This is a genomic window from Leptospiraceae bacterium (genome assembly GCA_015075105.1).
Taxonomy (GTDB): domain Bacteria; phylum Spirochaetota; class Leptospiria; order Leptospirales; family Leptospiraceae; genus JABWCC01.
This window is the reverse complement of sequence record JABTUZ010000001.1, coordinates 725,194-742,549: the sequence shown is the minus strand read 5'-3', so window position 1 is coordinate 742,549 and position 17,356 is coordinate 725,194. Positions and strand designations below refer to the sequence as shown.

Annotated in this window: 15 protein-coding genes and 2 tRNA genes; 8 read left to right on the top strand and 9 right to left on the bottom strand. The window is 33.8% G+C overall.

The genetic code is table 11. From position 1 onward, the window contains the following. Positions 1-30 precede the first annotated feature (30 nt). Genes HS129_03650 through HS129_03640 form a run of 3 tightly spaced genes read right to left on the bottom strand, consistent with a single transcriptional unit; the run spans position 31 to position 2,693 of the window. Positions 31-1,110, bottom strand: coding sequence for a glycosyl transferase (locus tag HS129_03650; GenBank protein ID MBE7411147.1), 1,080 nt, complete (start codon positions 1,108-1,110; stop codon positions 31-33). Beyond that, positions 1,107-1,904 carry an RNA methyltransferase gene (locus tag HS129_03645; GenBank protein ID MBE7411146.1) on the bottom strand — a complete coding sequence of 266 codons (798 nt, stop codon included), beginning with the start codon at positions 1,902-1,904 and terminating at the stop codon, positions 1,107-1,109. The genes HS129_03650 and HS129_03645 overlap by 4 nt, the downstream gene beginning before the upstream one ends. 6 nt (positions 1,905-1,910) lie before the next feature. Continuing rightward, complete coding sequence (locus HS129_03640; GenBank protein ID MBE7411145.1) at positions 1,911-2,693, bottom strand: class I SAM-dependent methyltransferase; 783 nt, start codon at positions 2,691-2,693, stop codon at positions 1,911-1,913. A gap of 256 nt (positions 2,694-2,949) precedes the next feature. Here HS129_03640 and HS129_03635 point away from each other — a divergent pair, with 256 nt between their 5' ends. Further along, positions 2,950-3,273 carry a hypothetical protein gene (locus HS129_03635; protein MBE7411144.1) on the top strand — a complete coding sequence of 108 codons (324 nt, stop codon included), beginning with the start codon at positions 2,950-2,952 and terminating at the stop codon, positions 3,271-3,273. Positions 3,274-3,286: 13 nt separating this feature from the next. Here HS129_03635 and HS129_03630 read toward each other — a convergent pair whose 3' ends face one another. Continuing rightward, positions 3,287-6,466 carry an EAL domain-containing protein gene (locus HS129_03630; protein ID MBE7411143.1) on the bottom strand — a complete coding sequence of 1,060 codons (3,180 nt, stop codon included), beginning with the start codon at positions 6,464-6,466 and terminating at the stop codon, positions 3,287-3,289. A 113-nt stretch (positions 6,467-6,579) separates the two neighbouring features. Next, on the bottom strand, positions 6,580-7,251 hold the full coding sequence (locus HS129_03625; protein ID MBE7411142.1) for a CDP-alcohol phosphatidyltransferase family protein: 672 nt from the start codon (positions 7,249-7,251) through the stop codon (positions 6,580-6,582). A gap of 238 nt (positions 7,252-7,489) precedes the next feature. Between HS129_03625 and HS129_03620 the strand changes: the two genes are divergently transcribed. From HS129_03620 to HS129_03610, 3 genes are all read left to right on the top strand, one after another. Beyond that, a tRNA-Asp gene (locus HS129_03620) sits at positions 7,490-7,563 on the top strand. A gap of 71 nt (positions 7,564-7,634) precedes the next feature. After that, on the top strand, positions 7,635-8,234 hold the full coding sequence (locus HS129_03615) for an FHA domain-containing protein (GenBank protein ID MBE7411141.1): 600 nt from the start codon (positions 7,635-7,637) through the stop codon (positions 8,232-8,234). Continuing rightward, positions 8,235-8,768 carry an SET domain-containing protein gene (locus HS129_03610; protein MBE7411140.1) on the top strand — a complete coding sequence of 178 codons (534 nt, stop codon included), beginning with the start codon at positions 8,235-8,237 and terminating at the stop codon, positions 8,766-8,768. A 4-nt stretch (positions 8,769-8,772) separates the two neighbouring features. Here HS129_03610 and HS129_03605 read toward each other — a convergent pair whose 3' ends face one another. Further along, a complete protein-coding gene (locus tag HS129_03605) occupies positions 8,773-9,393 on the bottom strand; it encodes a hypothetical protein (GenBank protein MBE7411139.1) in 621 nt (206 codons plus the stop codon). Between the two features lie 125 nt (positions 9,394-9,518). Between HS129_03605 and HS129_03600 the strand changes: the two genes are divergently transcribed. Continuing rightward, on the top strand, positions 9,519-10,571 hold the full coding sequence (locus HS129_03600) for a hypothetical protein (GenBank protein ID MBE7411138.1): 1,053 nt from the start codon (positions 9,519-9,521) through the stop codon (positions 10,569-10,571). Positions 10,572-10,728: 157 nt separating this feature from the next. On the opposite strand, the gene HS129_03595 is transcribed toward HS129_03600, so the two are convergent. From HS129_03595 to HS129_03585, 3 genes are all read right to left on the bottom strand, one after another. Beyond that, positions 10,729-10,810: transfer RNA gene (locus HS129_03595), tRNA-Leu, on the bottom strand. A 49-nt stretch (positions 10,811-10,859) separates the two neighbouring features. Beyond that, positions 10,860-12,566, bottom strand: a complete 1,707-nt coding sequence (locus HS129_03590; GenBank protein MBE7411137.1) for a beta-glucosidase — start codon at positions 12,564-12,566, stop codon at positions 10,860-10,862. Between the two features lie 41 nt (positions 12,567-12,607). Further along, complete coding sequence (locus HS129_03585; protein ID MBE7411136.1) at positions 12,608-14,107, bottom strand: anthranilate synthase component I family protein; 1,500 nt, start codon at positions 14,105-14,107, stop codon at positions 12,608-12,610. A gap of 20 nt (positions 14,108-14,127) precedes the next feature. Between HS129_03585 and HS129_03580 the strand changes: the two genes are divergently transcribed. Genes HS129_03580 through HS129_03570 form a run of 3 tightly spaced genes read left to right on the top strand, consistent with a single transcriptional unit; the run spans position 14,128 to position 17,346 of the window. Further along, on the top strand, positions 14,128-14,982 hold the full coding sequence (locus HS129_03580; GenBank protein MBE7411135.1) for a bifunctional methylenetetrahydrofolate dehydrogenase/methenyltetrahydrofolate cyclohydrolase: 855 nt from the start codon (positions 14,128-14,130) through the stop codon (positions 14,980-14,982). Positions 14,983-14,996: 14 nt separating this feature from the next. Further along, on the top strand, positions 14,997-15,959 hold the full coding sequence (locus tag HS129_03575) for an acetylxylan esterase (protein ID MBE7411134.1): 963 nt from the start codon (positions 14,997-14,999) through the stop codon (positions 15,957-15,959). Beyond that, entirely contained in the window at positions 15,946-17,346 is a 1,401-nt protein-coding gene (locus tag HS129_03570) for a cysteine--tRNA ligase (protein MBE7411133.1), read from the top strand. The genes HS129_03575 and HS129_03570 overlap by 14 nt, the downstream gene beginning before the upstream one ends. The last annotated feature ends 10 nt before the right edge of the window (positions 17,347-17,356 follow it).

The window sequence follows — 17,356 nt, the reverse complement described above, 5'->3', positions numbered from 1 at the left end:
AAGAGAAATATGGTCAAATTCAGGAAAAACTTAATTTTTTTTTCTTCCCCCGATATTCACAATTTCACTTGCAATTTCCAATGTCCCATTCTCTAATTTATTGCGAATTTTTTGTTTTTTCGTGTCAATTTTATCAAAAACTGCCTCTTGAAAGTTTAGCTGAAAAAGCTCTTCATGAGAAATATAATATGCCTCATGGTAATGATTCATTGCCTCAACTAAATACGGGTATTCTGCAAAATCCCCCCTGTCCGTGTAAATCACAGGTGTGTTGGCAAAGTAGGTTTCTGCCAAAATTCCATACCCCGGCTTAGTTACCACAAAATCACAGGCTCGAATCAAATCTGCATACATTACATTCTCAATTTTCAGTATTTTCTCCGATTGAAAACCTTCATAACCACTGATTACAATTCGATAATCCTGCTTTAACAAATCCAATCTCAGATCACTTTCCCTAATCCCATAAGCTCCAAAAGAAAAGAGAAAGTATTTCAAGTCCTCTCTAAAATGTAAAATTTTTCTTACTTCCTTTCTTGAAAGAGTGGGCTCTCTACCTACAAGCCCTACATTTTTTTTAACTGGTAGAGAGTCCATTGGGCAGTGGAAGGGCAAAACAAAACTCAGATCACAAAAAGAATACTCCTTGGCAATCGAGTTTGCATAACTTTGATAGAATTCATCATGCTTCTCATAATTTTTATAGATAAAATCCCAAGTAAAATTTCCGATAAAAACAGAAAATACCCCCAAGTCTCTTGCTATCGGAAAAGGCAAAGAAGGGCTATCGGATACTACCAAGTCAACACTATTTTCTCTCAAAAAGAGCTTTTCTTCTTCTTTTAGTTTTTCTTTTTTTATTTCAAATTCTAAAATAGCGTTTTTGGTTTTTCCTATATCTAAACTTATTGATGAATTTTGAACCATCTCCGGATCTAAATTTTTTTCTCGAACTTCAACTCTTTCTAATTTTTCTTGAATGAAATTTTTTCGCTTTGTAGTTAAAAATATTTTTTCGACCTTGGGGCTTTTTAGTAACTCTCGAATAATAATTTCAGATCGGCTAATATGACCAAAACCATGTCCGCTAACGTAGTAGGCTATCTTCAAGAAGTTGCCCTCTGTCTAAGTACTTCATACAAAACAATCCCGCATGACATCGCAAGATTCAAAGAGTCAGCCTCTCCTTTCATTGGAATAAAAATCTTTCGATCAGAATTTTCTTTCGCATACTGAGACAACCCATACTGCTCACTTCCAAAAACCAAGGCTGTTTTTTTATCGTAGATATTTTCATAATAAGGAATGTTCCCGTCAGGTGAAATTGCCAAAATTTGAATTTGTTGTGAACGAAAAAAATTTATGACACTTTCAATTTCAGAGATATAGGTCGGTATTGTAAACAAAGTACCAGTACTAGAACGTATAACGTTAGGATTGAATAGGTCTATTTTTGGATTGGCTACAATGACTGCGTTCACCCCACCCCCTTCGGCAGTCCTAAGAATTGTGCCGAGGTTCCCTGGTTTTTCCACACCTTCGATGATGAGAAAAATCTCTCCATCCAACTTCTCATTACAAGGAAACTGAAAGTCGGGAATAGTTGCCACGGATAGGATCCCGTCCGGTCTATCCCTATAAGAAATCTTTTCAAACACCTTTCTTGGAAGTTCAAAAATTTTGACGTTAAATTTTTCAATGAGACTTTCTTCATTTTTTCCCAAGAAACATTCAGGGCATATATAAAGAGAGTCAAAACTGATTTTTTTAGAATATATGGCTTTTAGATTTTCTCTATACCCCTCTATTACAAATTTCTTTTCAATATCTCTACTTCTTTTGTCTCTGAGTCTGATGATTGATTTAACCCGATCGTTAGAAAAACTGGTAATCTGGTTTCGCATAACGTATTACCCTTGTAAAAAACTTGCAGTAGAGCCAGATGGCATTGCCCTACCTGACTTTTCAGAGATCAAAAGCTCGCTAAACGCATAACTTCCCTTTGACAAAATCATACTCTCTAAAATTCTTTCTAAATTTTTTGGAGAAAATCCATTTGTATGACAAGACAAAATTACAAATTCAGGGCGAGATTGACAAAGCTCCATACACAAATCCAATAATGGAATTAAATCATTTTCTATTTTCCATACTTCTCCCTTACTCCCTCTTCCAAAGGTAGGTGGGTCAAGTATAAATCCCTCGTATTTTTTACCTCGTCGAATTTCCCTTTTTAAAAATTTAGACACATCATCCACAATCCAACGAACTTTTTTTTCGGATAGACTTGAGAGTTGCGAATTTTCTTTTGCCCAATCTACCATCCCTTTTGAAGCGTCAACGTGACAAACAGAAAAACCGGACTCTAAACAAGCCAATGTGGACAGACCGGAATATGCAAATAAATTTAACACTTCAAGATTTTTCTTTTTTTGAGAAATTTTTCGAATAAAATTCCAGTTTTGTTCTTGTTCCGGAAAAAGCCCCAAATGACCAAAAGGAGTGAATTTAATTTTCACTGTTAAATTTGAAACAGTAATAGAAAATGAATCAGGAATGTCGGTAAAAAATTTCCACCTTCCTCCATTTTCATTTTTATAAAAAATTGCGTCCGGGTTTTCCCAGAGGGACTCGTTAGTTTTTTTATAGACACTCAAAAGTGATGGACGAATGATTTTATATCCACCCACCATCTCTAATTTTGTTAAGTCCCCTGAATCTAAAAGCGTATATGTTTTCAAATTTATTTAATTACAAAAGAATATTGCCATGATTTTAATTGCTTTATAAGATAAAATGTTTTTTTCTGCACAATTTTTATTCTCTGAAATACCATGAATTCAAAAAATAAAGCCAATACAGAAAAAATTCATGCCCACAAAACGAATTTACATTTTTCTATGAACTTAAATATATTGACTAAAACATACTACAATAGGGTATTTTAATATGAACGTAAAATTTTCCTTAAACGACAATTCTTCAATACATAAGCGGGATGTTTATATAGTTTTTGTTGACGACAATTTTCACTTTGATGATGAAGAACGATACATTCAAGGAGAGTACGAGTCCTTAGAGGACGCTATTTCTGTTTGTCAAAAAATTGTAGAAGATTTCTTGACCACTTCCTATAAACCAGGAATGAAATCCGATGACCTACTTAAACTCTATAAAACCTTTGGTGAAGACCCATACATTCAGGGTTACTCTTTTAGTGCATGGTCTTATGCTGAAACTATTTGTACAAAAATTTGCAAATGGAGCATCTAATCAATTCTTGAATTCAATTTAAGGATACTTGCTTTTTAAAATTGTTAAGAAAAGTTTCTGTTGCTTCAGCCGGGAGTGGTGGACTGAAAAAATACCCTTGTATAAAATCGCACCCATTCGCCCGTAAAAATTGCAACTGCTCTTTTGTTTCCACCCCTTCTGCAACAACTTCTAACTTTAAAATATGAGAAAGTGCAATGATTGCGGTTGTAATTGCTGCGTCATTTGGATTTGTAACAATATCTTGAACAAAAGACCGATCTATTTTCAGTATATCAACCGGAAACTTTTTTAAATAGTTTAACGAAGAGTAACCAGTCCCAAAGTCATCTATAGAAATAGACACCCCGATTTCTTTTAAAGCGTTCAACACTTTTACAGTATATTCCGGGTTTTCCATAACGCTACTCTCTGTTAGCTCGATATTCAGTAGATGGGGAAGTAAATTGAATTCACTCAATGTATCTTGAATCAGAGTGCATGTATTTTTTTGTTTAAAATTTTTAGCAGAATAATTCACAGATACATCTAATTTATTGAATCCGGCTTTTTCCCATTTTTGAATCTGCAAACATGCCTCTCTCACAACCCATTCTCCGATTTGAACGATTAGACCAGTCTCTTCAGTTAAAGGGATAAAGTCATTTGGTGGAATCATTTTACTGTCAGAGCTTCTCCAACGAATTAGAGCTTCAAATCCGGTGATGCTCATATCTTTCAAACTGATCTTAGGCTGATAGTATAATACAAATTCTTTACGTTTCAGAGCTTTACGTAAATTTGTTTCTAAAGTTACGTGCTCCAACAAATTGGTGGTCATATCTTTTTGAAAAATCTGGAACGTATTTTTACCGAGGTCTTTTGCTCTATACATTGCAATGTCCGCATCACGCAGCATCTCTTCCGAATTATTGTATTTTGGAGAACCGATCGCTACACCAATACTCGTAGTAACAAAAAAATCATGATTTCCTATGGTAAAAGGATCTACCAACTCATTAAAAATATTTTCAATAAATTGATTTAGCTCCGAGACACTATCCGCAGGCTCCATTACGATGAGAAACTCATCTCCCCCAAGTCTTCCAAAAGTATCTGTTTCACGCAAAACTTTCTTTAATCTCTCTCCGACCTCTTTCAACAATTTATCCCCGCTCAAATGACCAAGGCTATCATTGATATTCTTAAATCTATCGAGATCAATAAAAAGAACTGCAAACGAAAAGCCTTCCGTAGTTTTTATTTTTTCAAGAGAGGCATTCAATTTTTCCATGATAAAATTTCTATTGGGAAGTCCGGTCAGTCTGTCGTATAACGCATCGTATGATAGTTTTTCTTCTGCAATTTTTCTGGAGTGTATATCGCTTTGAGAGCCTACAATTCTACACGCTTTGCCATTGCGAAATTGAGAAATCCCCCGAATGAGCACCCATATATATGTCCCGTCTTTTTGACGCATCCTATGCTCACTGTAAAGCAAAGTAGAATGCCCGTCCAATAAAGACTGTATGTTCGATTTTAATTCTTCTAAGTCGTCGGGGTGAACTCTTTTAAAAAATTCTTCTACAGATTTTCCGATATCGCTATCTGAATAGCCAAGCATAGTTTTCCATCTTGTAGAGAAATATACCTCACCAGAATCTATATCCATATCCCAAAGTCCATCGTTTGCGGCTAAGGCTGACAGAGAATATCTTTCCTCACTTTTCCTTAGAGCTTCTTCGGTTATTTTTCTAGATTTTTCCATTTCTGATGATTTAATCGCATAGGATAAATCTCTCGCCAAAGTTTCGAGAAGTGTAATGATTTCTATATTAAAGTAATTTATCTCAGACGAATAAAAACTCACAGTGCCTACAGGCTTACTGTCCAAAAATAGAGGAATTGCCGCAACAGAGCGAAACTCATTTTTTAATATTTCTTTTGAACAGAGAATCATGTTAGAGTCGTTATAAACGTCATTAGAATAGTTTGCAGCACCTTCTCGAAAAGCATTTCCTTCAATACAATGTCGATCACCCGAATCATCAGAAATCAAAATATTCAAATTATCCAAATAATCCCCCGTTGATCCAGCGAAGGCGACAGGGAGCAATGCTGTGCCCTCCTTATTCAACATCCCTACCCAAACCATTTTAAAAAGCTCTTTATAAGAAGAAATATTGCACACAAAATTAAAAAGTGAATTAGGGTCTTTTAACCGAAGGATAGCTTCATTCGTTTTATACAGAATAGAATAAAGCCTGTTTAATTTTTCTATCTTCAATTCATTTTTTTTATTTTCTGTAATGTCAGTAACAAACGCAAAAGAATAGATTGCTTCTCCTTTCTCTCCACGAATTGTACTTGCAGAAAAAATTGTATGCACTACAGTTCCTGACTTATGCCTTAACGGTATCTCGTATTTACGATGATTGGTGGACCGAATCATTGCAGTTATTTTTTTTAAATTCCTGATTCCCTCATCTGTTGCGAATTCGATTGGTCTTCTTCCTAAAAATTCCTCTTTTGAATACCCCAGCATTTTACACAAGGATTCATTTACATCTACTGTCTTTTGATTTTCATCCAAAAGCCAAAAACCTTCCGAAGAAATTTTTGGTATCATTTTCAAAAACTCTTTTTGATTCTCTGATTGTTTCTGAATAGATATATCTCTCAGCGCAGACACCCTGACAGTCCTACCCCTATAAGACAAGGTTCTGCCTAATACTTCTACAGGAAAAACAGTACCATCTTTTCTTTTAGCTTTTATCTCAAACACTACAGGGAGATTTGTTCTTACCTTCTGAACTATTTCGTCTGTCAATGCTTCAGCAAAAAATTGAGTAATTTCTTTTCCAATAGATTCCCCAATGGAAGTTCCAAACATTTTCTCTGCTGCCGGGTTTGCTTCCAAAACAATCCCTTTTTCATGCACAACAATTCCTTCACTGGATGCTTCTGTTAAAAAAATTAGCCTCTCTTCATTTTCTTTTTCTTTCTTACTCGAATAAACAAAAAACTTATACAAAAACATGGTTGTGATTGCGGTTGAAATCGGAATAATTACAAAAAACTCTCCATGAATTTCTCCATACACCAAAAATGAAGTTATAATTCCTACAAGGAAGTGAATCACACCCAATCCGAGTATTAAGAAATACTGTGAATTTGGTTTAGACAAGAAATGATAAATTTTAGATACTGGCATTGATTATTTAGTATAATTTTGTCAAATTTGATACTTTATTTCTTCATAACCGTGTCAATGGATTTTTTTTTTAGAAAATGATTTATTATTTAAACTATTCTAACCAAACTAAACTAAACTACATGGTATTTCTTTTTTTCTTTTAATTCTTCTTGAATCTCGTATTTTTCCGGGTAAAATACGATTGTCCAATATCTTTTAGAATAAGCATAAATCCCGATGAATAGAACAAAAATTAAAAAATACCCTGTAATCTCAGGATTTTTTAAAATACTTTGCCCCTGTATTTTTTCTTGAAATAATGGAAGCAAAAGATACCAAAACATGGCTACAGAAACAAGTCCAACACCAATCTTGCCCCACCAATTCGGCTTACCTTGAATCCCTCTTTTTAAATACAAATACGCCCCAAGCCAAACCCCTAAAATTTCACGAATAATGTAGATCAAAAGTATCCACAAAGGAAAATAAAAAAATCGAACTAAAACAATCAACCCTCCAATAGTTACAATTTTATCGCAAATAGGATCCAAATATCTCCCAAGTACAGTTTCCTGATTCAACAGTCTGGCAAAATATCCATCAAAATAGTCAGTTAAAACCGCCAATCCGCAGATCAAAAGAGAAATCACCAAATTTCGGTAATTCCCCGGTTGATTTTTATAATGATAAGTATAATATACAAAAAAAGGTAAAAGTAAAACTCGAGATATTGACAAGAAATTTGAGATAGTAAAAATTCTGTCTTGCAACAGCTCTCCGGGTTTTTTCTTAATTCTTTCCATGCTATTTGCCTATTTTTCTATTCCTTAAATTCTTGTAATCGGAAAAATTTTTATCTCGAATAACAAATATTGAATTCGGCTCTGCCTAAATACTATAAAAACCAGATTTTCCAGAGCTATCTACCGATGGGCTTTCTTTCACTTTCACTCAAATTGATTTTTGATAAAAACTTTTTTCGTATTTACACTTAGAAGAAACTTGACCTCAAAATAGAAGCAAATATTCTGACTTTTAATAGGAGTTGTAGCTCAGCTGGTTAGAGTGCCTGCCTGTCACGCAGGATGTCGCGGGTTCGAGTCCCGTCAACTCCGATTATTCAAGAATTCTATTTTTCAACTGAGAAATAATCTTTACATTTTAGAAGTTTTCCGATAATAAAATAATGGTACATTTTCTTTCAGACCCATGGATCGTACTACCTACCGGAGTATTTATACTATTTGTAAATTTTGCAATACTCTATTTTTTAAGAGGCTATAAATTAGAATCTAATTTTTTCGGTAAATCTATTGATCCTACTAATGAATCATCCATTTACGAAAAAATGTATGGCGATAAAATAATGCGACCTATCTCTTCACTGCCTTATTCTGATGCCAACTTACAACCAAACTCCATAGAAAATCCCCAAAGAGATTTTTCCGAAATAGAAGAAAAAAATCCGATTGATTTAGCAGGTGAAGCATATAAAAAAAGTGTACTGATTCAAAAAGAAGGTCCAAACCCAGGAAGACAATACGCTATTCATTTAAAGGAAACTTCTATTGGAAGATCAGAGGCAAACGATTTGGTACTCTGGGATAATTCCCTGAACCCATTCCACGCAAAAATAAAAAATATTAAAGATAAATTTATCTTGTTTGATTTAGTCTCAGACAAAGGTGTCTATGTGAACGGAAAAAAAGTTCTAAAACCAAAAATTCTTACCGATTTTGATGAGATTAGAATTGGTAAGTCAACTCTAATCTTCAGAGGAAAATAAATGGAATTTGATGAAAGTTTTCTAAAAGAAATTTCTTCCGAGAGCTACGTCAGAAAAGGAATCGCTGTAAAATATATAGAGGGGAAAGGCCTCGGTCTTTTTACAAATACAAAAATTCCTAAAGGAGAAATTGTAAGCATTTCAGGCGGGATAGTAGTATCCAAGACATTTTATGAAGATGTAGCGAAAAAAAATGGTTACGACGATTACGCATATTTCATAGAAGATGACTTTTTAATCATGCCCTTGAATCCAAAAAATCCAAGTCCGGATTGGAGGATGAACCACTGCTGCGATGCAAACTGTGGGATTGTAGGTCAGACTACTTTTGTAGCAATGAGAGACATAGAAGAAGGAGAAGAATTAACCTTTGATTATTGTATGAGCGAGTCAGACCCGGATTATGAATTTTACTTAAACTGCACTAAATCCATTTGCCGAAAAAAATTTAGCGGAAACGATTGGAAAAACCCAGAACTCCAAAAAAAATACAAAGGTTATTTTTCTTTATACATCAAAAGAAAAATGGAATAATGAATTATTCAAACTTAATCATTTGATTGAGTCTTTTTTCTCCACCTTCATAATTCCACTTGAACCCACAATTGCAATACCCGTAGTCTTCGTTACTCGGATCTGTAGTCAAAGGAGTGCAAGAAGAACTTTGGATACCCTTCACTTCTCCCTTGCATTCTGAAACAACTGTTTTTTCGGATATTGTGAAATTGCATTTGTATTCTTCTGATCCATCTTTTCCTTGTAGAAAAATCGCACCAGGCTCAGATTTATTTTCAGATGAAAGTCGATTCATAAACAAGCCCTGCATCAAATTAAAAGCTGCCTGAGTTTTTGCTATTTGAGCACAAGTGGACATGATTTTAGGGAAATTTTTCTCTTCGATTGCAGAATCAGAGCCTTTTGCCTTTACATGAAAAACCAATTGATCCTTTACAGGCTCTTGTTTTACCTCATCCGGTTTTTTGTCTTTTTTCTCCTTTGCAGGGTCTGAAGAGAACTCCCATTTTCCGAAACTCGGTTGGCTTTGTTTGGCTGAGCCAGAGGCGCAAGAAAAAATTGCCAAAATAGAAATAATAGAAATCACTTTAAGAATTGTATTGAATGCGAAATAGGATTGAAAACCTCTAGTTGAAGAAAACATTTTTTACTCCGTTATATTTTTTAGACTATATTCAATTTTTTTATGTACTGAAAAATTAGTCTACAAAAATAAAAATCAAATTTTCAATGGACAATCAAACTCTAAAATAAAAAAATTCGGACTCTATGAAACTAAAAATTTATTCTATTCTATTAATGCTCTTGTCTATCTCTATTATTTTTTCCTGCACCTACCCAAAAGCTACTTTAGTCAAGAAAAAAAATTCATCAGGGAATGACCTACTTAAAATAAAATACAAAACTCCAAAATTATTTTCTTACGACCTAATAAAAAAAGAAAACCATTGGGTGATTCTGTTTCAAATTAATGACTATACATCAATCCCGATTCCCCCGACAGGATCAATAATTGACAATAGATGGTTTTACTACTTAGCTGCGATAGACAACCAATTCAATCCATTAATAGACTCAATAAATTTAATCGAAGAGCATAAACAAACAAACTCAAATTACACTGGAACAAATTACGGAATCTTTTCTACAAATCGAGGAGTTGTATTCGTGTATAAAATAGGAAATGTATTTTATTTTTCAGAATTTGATTCTTATGGAAAAACTCTAATTCACAAAAATAAATTTTACAAAAACTTAGAAGATTCGGTTGAAAAAAGTAAAATCCTTTCTATGAATTATCACGATGATTCTATTTATATTTTTTTAGTGGAATCCCCAAAAAATATTTATGAAAATTATTCTTTCAATCTAATTCAATATCATATTCCGACCAAGGATTTAAAGGTTTATAAAAACTACATCCCAAAAGAAAATTCTTGGTATAGCACAAATCAAATGGAAATCCATTTCACTAAAAAAAATATGCAAATTATTTGGAGTGAGTCTATAGATGCAAAATTAAAAAACTCTGCTTTAGCAATAAATCTTGCAGAATGCGAATACAAAAACTTACAATGTACAAATTTTCGTAATATTCTAAATACAGAAAAATCAGAAAATACAGATATTCGTATTTTTCGAGATGGGGGAAACTCAAAATTATTTATCCAAGAAGAAAAAAATCTATGGCTAATAATATCAAATGAAGAAAATTTCCCACTACAAACTCCGATAAAATTAGAAAACAATTCAAAGGAGTATATAGAATATTTTCAGAAGTACAAAAATTATCCAATTCAAGTTGAAGTAGATACAAATTGATTTTTTGTAAGTTTAATTGATTCAGTCAAATACATGTACATGAAAAAAAAGCAAAAATGTTTTCCTTTTCTCTTTTTGCATTACGTGTAGTAAAAAAATCAATTAGAAAAAATTCCCGAAAAATTCAACTGGGATTTAGAAAGTGAAAAATATACTCTGCGAGCGAAGGGACTTGAACCCCCACGCCTTGCGGCACCAGATCCTAAGTCTGGCGTGTCTGCCAATTTCACCACGCTCGCATTTGCGTAATTCTATATTTTTTTTGTGCCGATTTCGGTCAAATCTCTTTCATTTAGGATTATTTTTTAAAATCAAATTTGGAGTCGCAATTGCATTTTTACTATATTTAAAAGACAAGGAATTTGCCAATGCCCTCAATGATTCTTCGGTAGGTGAAAAAGAGAACAATATCTGCAAATTTTTACTTTTCGGAAATTCAAGAAAAGGGGACCCGAAATGGAGTAAAATTATATTTTTATTAGGATTTTTGAGAATAAATTTTTTAATTTCCTCAATATCTTCTAATTTTTCCGACGCAAGCACAATCTTTGACTTCTTCAACCTGTACAAAATCTGTCTTTTTTTTGAGAGCTTCACTTCTTTTAATTTCATTTCTTTTAATATTGATTTTAAAAAAGGATTTTTCACATAAAACTCTGTTTTAGAAATTTCTTTCTCGGTCAAAGGGGTGAATTTTTTTTCATAGCTTCTAATAGATTTTCTTGAAAGAATTTGATTTAGCTTTTTCGGAGATTCTTTTTTTATATACTCTGAGTATTTTTTTTTAGAATTCTCCTTTTTTTCAAACAAATATTTCTCCAATAATTCTTTTGGTGATTTGTACATATTCAAAGGGATGATTCCATTTTCCAATTTTAAAATAATTTGACGCTTCACCGCCTCATTCAGCACATTTTTTCCATTCACATCAAATGCTTTTTCTTTAACAGCCTCTTCGAGCATAAGTTTGTAATCTGAAGAGACCTTTCCCCAGCTTGTAAGCAGCACAATATCTGCACCTGCTAAGATAGCTAACTTCCCCGGCTTTTTATCTAAGTAGTTTTCCGATATAGCTTTCATTTCCATCGCATCCGTAAAAATAACTCCTCGAAACTTAAAACGATCTCGTAAAACCTTATTTAAAATTTTGGGGGATAGAGTCGCAGGTAAATCTGGATCTAATTTGGGAAATACGATATGTGCACTCATTACAGCGCGGATTCCATTTTCTATTGATTTTTGAAAAGGTACCAATTCCATTTGAAACAATTCTTCTTGGCTTTTTTGAATTACAGGTAAACCTAAATGACTGTCTATGTTTGTGTCGCCGTGTCCCGGAAAATGTTTTATCACAGGGATTGCACCACCATCCATTGCACCCCTTTGAAATCCTTCGCTCATCTTCAAAACTGTTTCCAAATCAGATCCAAAGGATCTTGTGTTTATTACCGGATTATCGGGATTATTGTTTATATCCAAAACAGGGGCAAAAAATATATTGATACCGTGTTCTTTCAATTGATAAGAGGTAAAAAATCCAACTCTCTCTGAATACGTTTCTACACCTACTTGACCAATCGCCATAGCTCCCGGAAATTCTTGAACTGATTGTACCCGAACCACCCTACCCCCTTCCTGATCCGTTGAAATTAGAAAAGGAAGAATTTTTTCGATAGAGGCTAAATTCTGTAGGTCTGAAGTTAATTTTTGAATCTCTTCTTTGGCTCCAAAATTCATCCCAAATAAAATAATTCCACCAGGTTTGATTTTTTGAATTTCTTGAATACCGATAGTATCCAAATTCTTTGCAGGAATGGCGATGTGTAGCACCTGACCGATTTTTTCTTCTTCAGTCATCCGGGATAAAATTTCATCAGCTAACAATTCGGTTTCTTTTTTTAACTCTGCGGATTTATCGTTACCATAGCCGGTACCAACAAGGAAAAAAATTAAAACCGCAGCGAGAAAAAAGAAGATTCCGATTTTTCTAAAAATACTTTTCATTACAAATCATTTAAAAAAATTCAATCCAAGAATCAAATCAATTCTTTCCTACTAAAATATTTCATAAAAAATTCTGATTTACCTACAAGCTCTTCCCACTCGTTTTGCAAAATACTTTCGGCAACAATCCCACCACCACTATGGAAGGACAATTTGTCTTTATAAATAAAAGCGGTTCGAATCACCATATTCAGATCCACTTCACCTCGAATATCCCAAAAACCGATAGCACCAGAATATATCCCTCTCGGACAAGTTTCAATTTCCTCGATCAAGTTCATTACCTCTATTTTAGGTGCCCCGGTCATAGATCCCCCGGGAAATAATGCTTTTAGTATTTCCGAAAAACTACAATTCTTTTTTTTCTCTGAAACAACTTCACTTACAAGCTGATAAACCGAAGGATGAGTTTCTATTTCTAATAGTTTATTTACTTTTACACTTCCCGTTTTAGATACTCTTCCAATGTCGTTTCTAATCAAATCCACAATAATACAATTTTCTGATTTTTCTTTTTCACTGGTAATTAATTTTTTCTTTAAGTTATCATCTTCCGCAATACTTTTCCGAATTGCAGTACCTTTTACAGGTCTTGAAATAATTTGACTTTCTTGTATCGACAAAAATTTTTCTACAGAAAAAGAAAGTATATGCAAATCTCCAATACAGACATAGGAAGTATAAGGGGTCTTACTTTTTTGTTTCAGATTAAAAAAATCTTCTAACGGATTCCCAAAATACTTTTTTTCAAATTTTGCAGTAAGGCAAGCCTGATAAATTTTCCCGGAGAAAATTGATTCATGAATTTTCTGAAATGCAATCGAATACGAATTCTGATCTAATGACAAATTGTAGTCTGAAATTAATTCTTCAAAAGTTTTCTCGGTTAAAGAAAAATCTTTTTTCCTTTCTGGAAAAGTATATCTATCGGAAAAAATTTTTTGAATTTTTTTATAAAAATCACTATTTGAATTTTCTTTCATAGAAACAAAATAATATTTTTTTTCTGAATGAAGAAAAATCAACACCTCGGGAAAAAAACACAAAACTGAATCTGAAAACTGTGAAACAGGGATTTTTTTTTTAAAAAACTCTATTTCATTTTTTAATCCGTATCCAAAATAACCATAAAACCCGCCAAGAAACGGAAAATTTTGCAGGCTTAGATTTTCTATGACGATTTTAGTTTGGATTTCTTGTATCCAGTTTTCGATTTGAGATAAGTAAGAAAAATAATTCTCACAAAAAAACCTTTCACTGAAATTTTTTTCAGGAAAGTGCAGAAGAATTTCTTTCGTATCGCTATTTCTTGTGACCGTAAAATCCGGATTTATCGAAAGGCAGCTAAACTTCCTTTCCTCGCCTCCTTGAGTTTTTTCGACTTCAAACCAAATCCCATAATTTTCGTTTTTTAAAATTTCTGGATAGACCCAATCCGGCTCTTTTTCCGTTTTCCATTCTCTGCAAACTATTGCATTATAATTCAAATCAGGCAGTATTTTCACGACAAACCAATTGACGAAAGAGTTCACTTTACTTTTTTGGATAGTATATGACTTCTATTTTAATAGACGGAAAAACTGTCTCTGAAAAAATAAAATCAAAAATCAGAAATTCTATTTCTATTTTAGAAAAAGAAAAAAAACAGATTCCAAGCCTTGCGACTATTCTTGTAGGAGAAGATTCATCTTCGGTTACTTATGTAAATATGAAAATTAAAGCCTGTGAATATGTGGGTATGAAGTCCAAGTTAATAAAGCTACCGCAAAGCACCAGTACAGAGCAATTGATCGCAGAAATCGAAAAATTGAACCAAGATGAAAATATAGACGGTATTTTACTTCAACACCCTTGCCCCAAACACATAGACGAAAGACTCGCTTTTGATTCAATTTCAGTGGATAAGGATGTGGATGGGGTGACTACACACTCTTTCGGAAAGCTATCTATGGGAGAAAAATCATTTCTCCCCTGTACTCCTTATGGAATTTTACTATTGTTAAAAGAATACAAAATCCCAATCTCAGGAAAAAACACTGTAATCGTGGGGCGATCTCCAATTCTGGGGAAACCTATGGCTATGCTTCTTTTAAATGAAGATGCAACTGTTACAATTTGCCATTCTAAGACTAAAAATCTTCCCGAAATAGTGAAAAATTCAGATATTGTGGTAGGTGCGCTCGGTAAACCAGAATTTATTCAAAAAGACTGGATTAAGAGAGGTGCAGTTCTTTTAGATGCAGGGTACAACCCGGGTAATGTGGGGGACATAGACATTAAAAATGGATCTGCCTTTTCTTCCTACCACACACCTGTGCCGGGTGGAGTCGGTCCAATGACCATTGCAGTTCTACTCTGGCAGACCTTACTTTCCAGAAAGAAAACTTTACAGGAACACCCTTTTTAAGAGATTGTTTACGAATGGCAATTAGTTTTGACGAATGTTTCCAGACTTTTCCTAAATTAAATATCCCTTCGGATATTGTAAGTTTTTGGGCAGAGGCTATAAAAGAACTGAAGAGTATTCCAATTAGCAGCACCTCAAAATCTCTTCTAAAAAGTAGTATTCTTAGAGAAACTATTTATGATATTTCTTTTCAAAGCTCCAAGAAATACCAGATCAACGGTACCTTAGTGATTCCCAGAAAAAGGGGGAATCTACCTATCGTAATCTATTTTCACGACTACATGGACAAACGTCCTGAAATAAAAAAAGCACACACTGAAAACGGGATTGCCCAACTCATCTTAGACTTAAGAGGACACGGAAACCAACTAATCCGTCCTGAGTCAACTGAAGGTCAACCAAACATAGACTGGACACCCGGCTATTTTTTGGAAGGCTTGGAAAAAAAAGAAGATTTCTACATGAAGCACGTTTACCTCGATGTGTTAAGAGCCATTGAATTTGTAAGACTCACCGATGGGATCGACGGAGATAAAATCATACTGCACGGAAAATCTTTAGGTGCCTCTCTTGCAGTTTTTGGAGCTGGGTTTTCTGATAGGGTAAAAGGAATTGTTGCAGAAACACCGAATTTTTGCTATATAGAAGAGGAGCAACTTTCTTTTGAAGCAGGCTGGTCCAAAGAAATATCTAAATACGCATCCAAAAGTAAAACAAGAAAGACCTCCTACAAAAAAACTTTGGCTTATTTTGATTCTCTCCACTTTGCAAATAAAGTGAAAGTACCGGCTCTATTTTCTTGCGGGCTTGAGGACAAAGTATCTCACCCAAAATCAATTTTTGCATTATTCAATCACTTGAATTGTGATAAAAGAATGCAGCTATACCCAAACGAAGGAAACGAAGCGGGGAAGGACAAACAAAACACTGTAAATGTTGAATTTTACAAAGAAATATTCGGTCTTGATGGAAATTAAATTTTTTAACTCACTTACAAACGAAAAAGAAGTATTTCAACCACAAGACCCCAAAAGAGTAAAGATATATTCTTGCGGTCCGACTGTTTATAATTTCAACCATATCGGAAATTTTCGATCTTATATGTTCGTGGATATACTCCGAAGAACTTTAAAACTTTTTGGGTATAGCTTAGACCAAACAATGAATATTACAGATATAGACGATAAAATAATTTCTAATTCCATAAAAGAAAATACATCTATCGAAGAGTTTACAAAGAAATGGATCGAATATTTTTTTGAAGACTTAGAAACACTGAATATTGAAAAAGTAGAGCACTACCCTAAAGCAACTGACTCTGTAGAAGAGATGATAGATATTATAGAAAAACTAAAGAGGCAAGGATTGGTTTACGAAAAGGATGGAAATATTTATTACTCAATAGAAAAATTTAAAAATTATGGGAAGCTGAGCAAGATCGAACTCCAAGGAAATATTTCCGGTGCTAGATACGATGCAGACGAGTACGATAAAGAAGATCTAAGAGACTTCGTACTTTGGAAATCTCCAAAATTGGATAAAGAAAAATTCTGGGATACCAAGTTTGGCAAAGGTCGTCCCGGTTGGCATCTTGAGTGCTCTGCTATGATTCGTAAAATATATAACTCTGGAATAGACATACACACAGGTGGAGTTGATTTACTTTTTCCTCACCACGAAAACGAAATTGCTCAAACAGAAGGAGCCTTCCCAAACGAAAAATTTGTAACTACTTGGCTACACTGCGAGCACCTTTTAGTAGAGAATCAGAAAATGTCTAAGAGCAAAGGAAATTTTTATACTTTGCGAGATCTGACCAACAAAAACTACAATAAAAAAGCGATTCGTTATCTACTTCTGTCCTACCATTACAGAACAAAGTTGAATTTTTCTATTTCAAGAATTGAAGAATCAGAAAAAGCAATCCAAAGAATCCAAAATACATTGGATCGAATCATAGAAGAAAATATTCCACTCCAAGCCGGTACACCGACAGAGTATGCAAAAACAGCATTTCAGGAATTTTTAGAAGGACTAAGTGACGATTTGAATACACCTAAGTCCCTTGCGAGTATTTTTGAATTTATCAAAATGATTAATTCTTCGATGGATTCGTCTTCTCTATCAAAAGAAGATTTAACAGACTGTATGAAATACTTTCAATCCATTGATTCTGTACTCGGAGTTTTAGAATTTCAAAAAAGAGAAACCTACGATGAGAAAATAGAAAACCTCATCCAAAAAAGAATTGAAGCAAAAAATAATAAAAACTTCAAATTAGCAGACGAGATACGAGACGAACTGAAATCCAAAGGAATCATCATAGAAGATACAAAAACAGGAGTCAAGTGGAAAAAAATCTAAAACAAAAGAG

Bases quoted from the DNA above. Each gene is read 5' to 3' on its own strand.
- HS129_03630 (MBE7411143.1), bottom strand. From the start codon at position 6,466: ATGCCAGTATCTAAAATTTATCATTTCTTGTCTAAACCAAATTCACAG.
- HS129_03610 (MBE7411140.1), top strand. From the start codon at position 8,235: ATGGAATTTGATGAAAGTTTTCTAAAAGAAATTTCTTCCGAGAGCTAC.
- HS129_03625 (MBE7411142.1), bottom strand. From the start codon at position 7,251: ATGGAAAGAATTAAGAAAAAACCCGGAGAGCTGTTGCAAGACAGAATT.
- HS129_03575 (MBE7411134.1), top strand. From the start codon at position 14,997: ATGGCAATTAGTTTTGACGAATGTTTCCAGACTTTTCCTAAATTAAAT.
- HS129_03605 (MBE7411139.1), bottom strand. From the start codon at position 9,393: ATGTTTTCTTCAACTAGAGGTTTTCAATCCTATTTCGCATTCAATACA.
- HS129_03645 (MBE7411146.1), bottom strand. From the start codon at position 1,904: ATGCGAAACCAGATTACCAGTTTTTCTAACGATCGGGTTAAATCAATC.
- HS129_03635 (MBE7411144.1), top strand. From the start codon at position 2,950: ATGAACGTAAAATTTTCCTTAAACGACAATTCTTCAATACATAAGCGG.
- HS129_03580 (MBE7411135.1), top strand. From the start codon at position 14,128: ATGACTTCTATTTTAATAGACGGAAAAACTGTCTCTGAAAAAATAAAA.
- HS129_03600 (MBE7411138.1), top strand. From the start codon at position 9,519: ATGAAACTAAAAATTTATTCTATTCTATTAATGCTCTTGTCTATCTCT.
- HS129_03640 (MBE7411145.1), bottom strand. From the start codon at position 2,693: ATGGTGGGTGGATATAAAATCATTCGTCCATCACTTTTGAGTGTCTAT.
- HS129_03615 (MBE7411141.1), top strand. From the start codon at position 7,635: ATGGTACATTTTCTTTCAGACCCATGGATCGTACTACCTACCGGAGTA.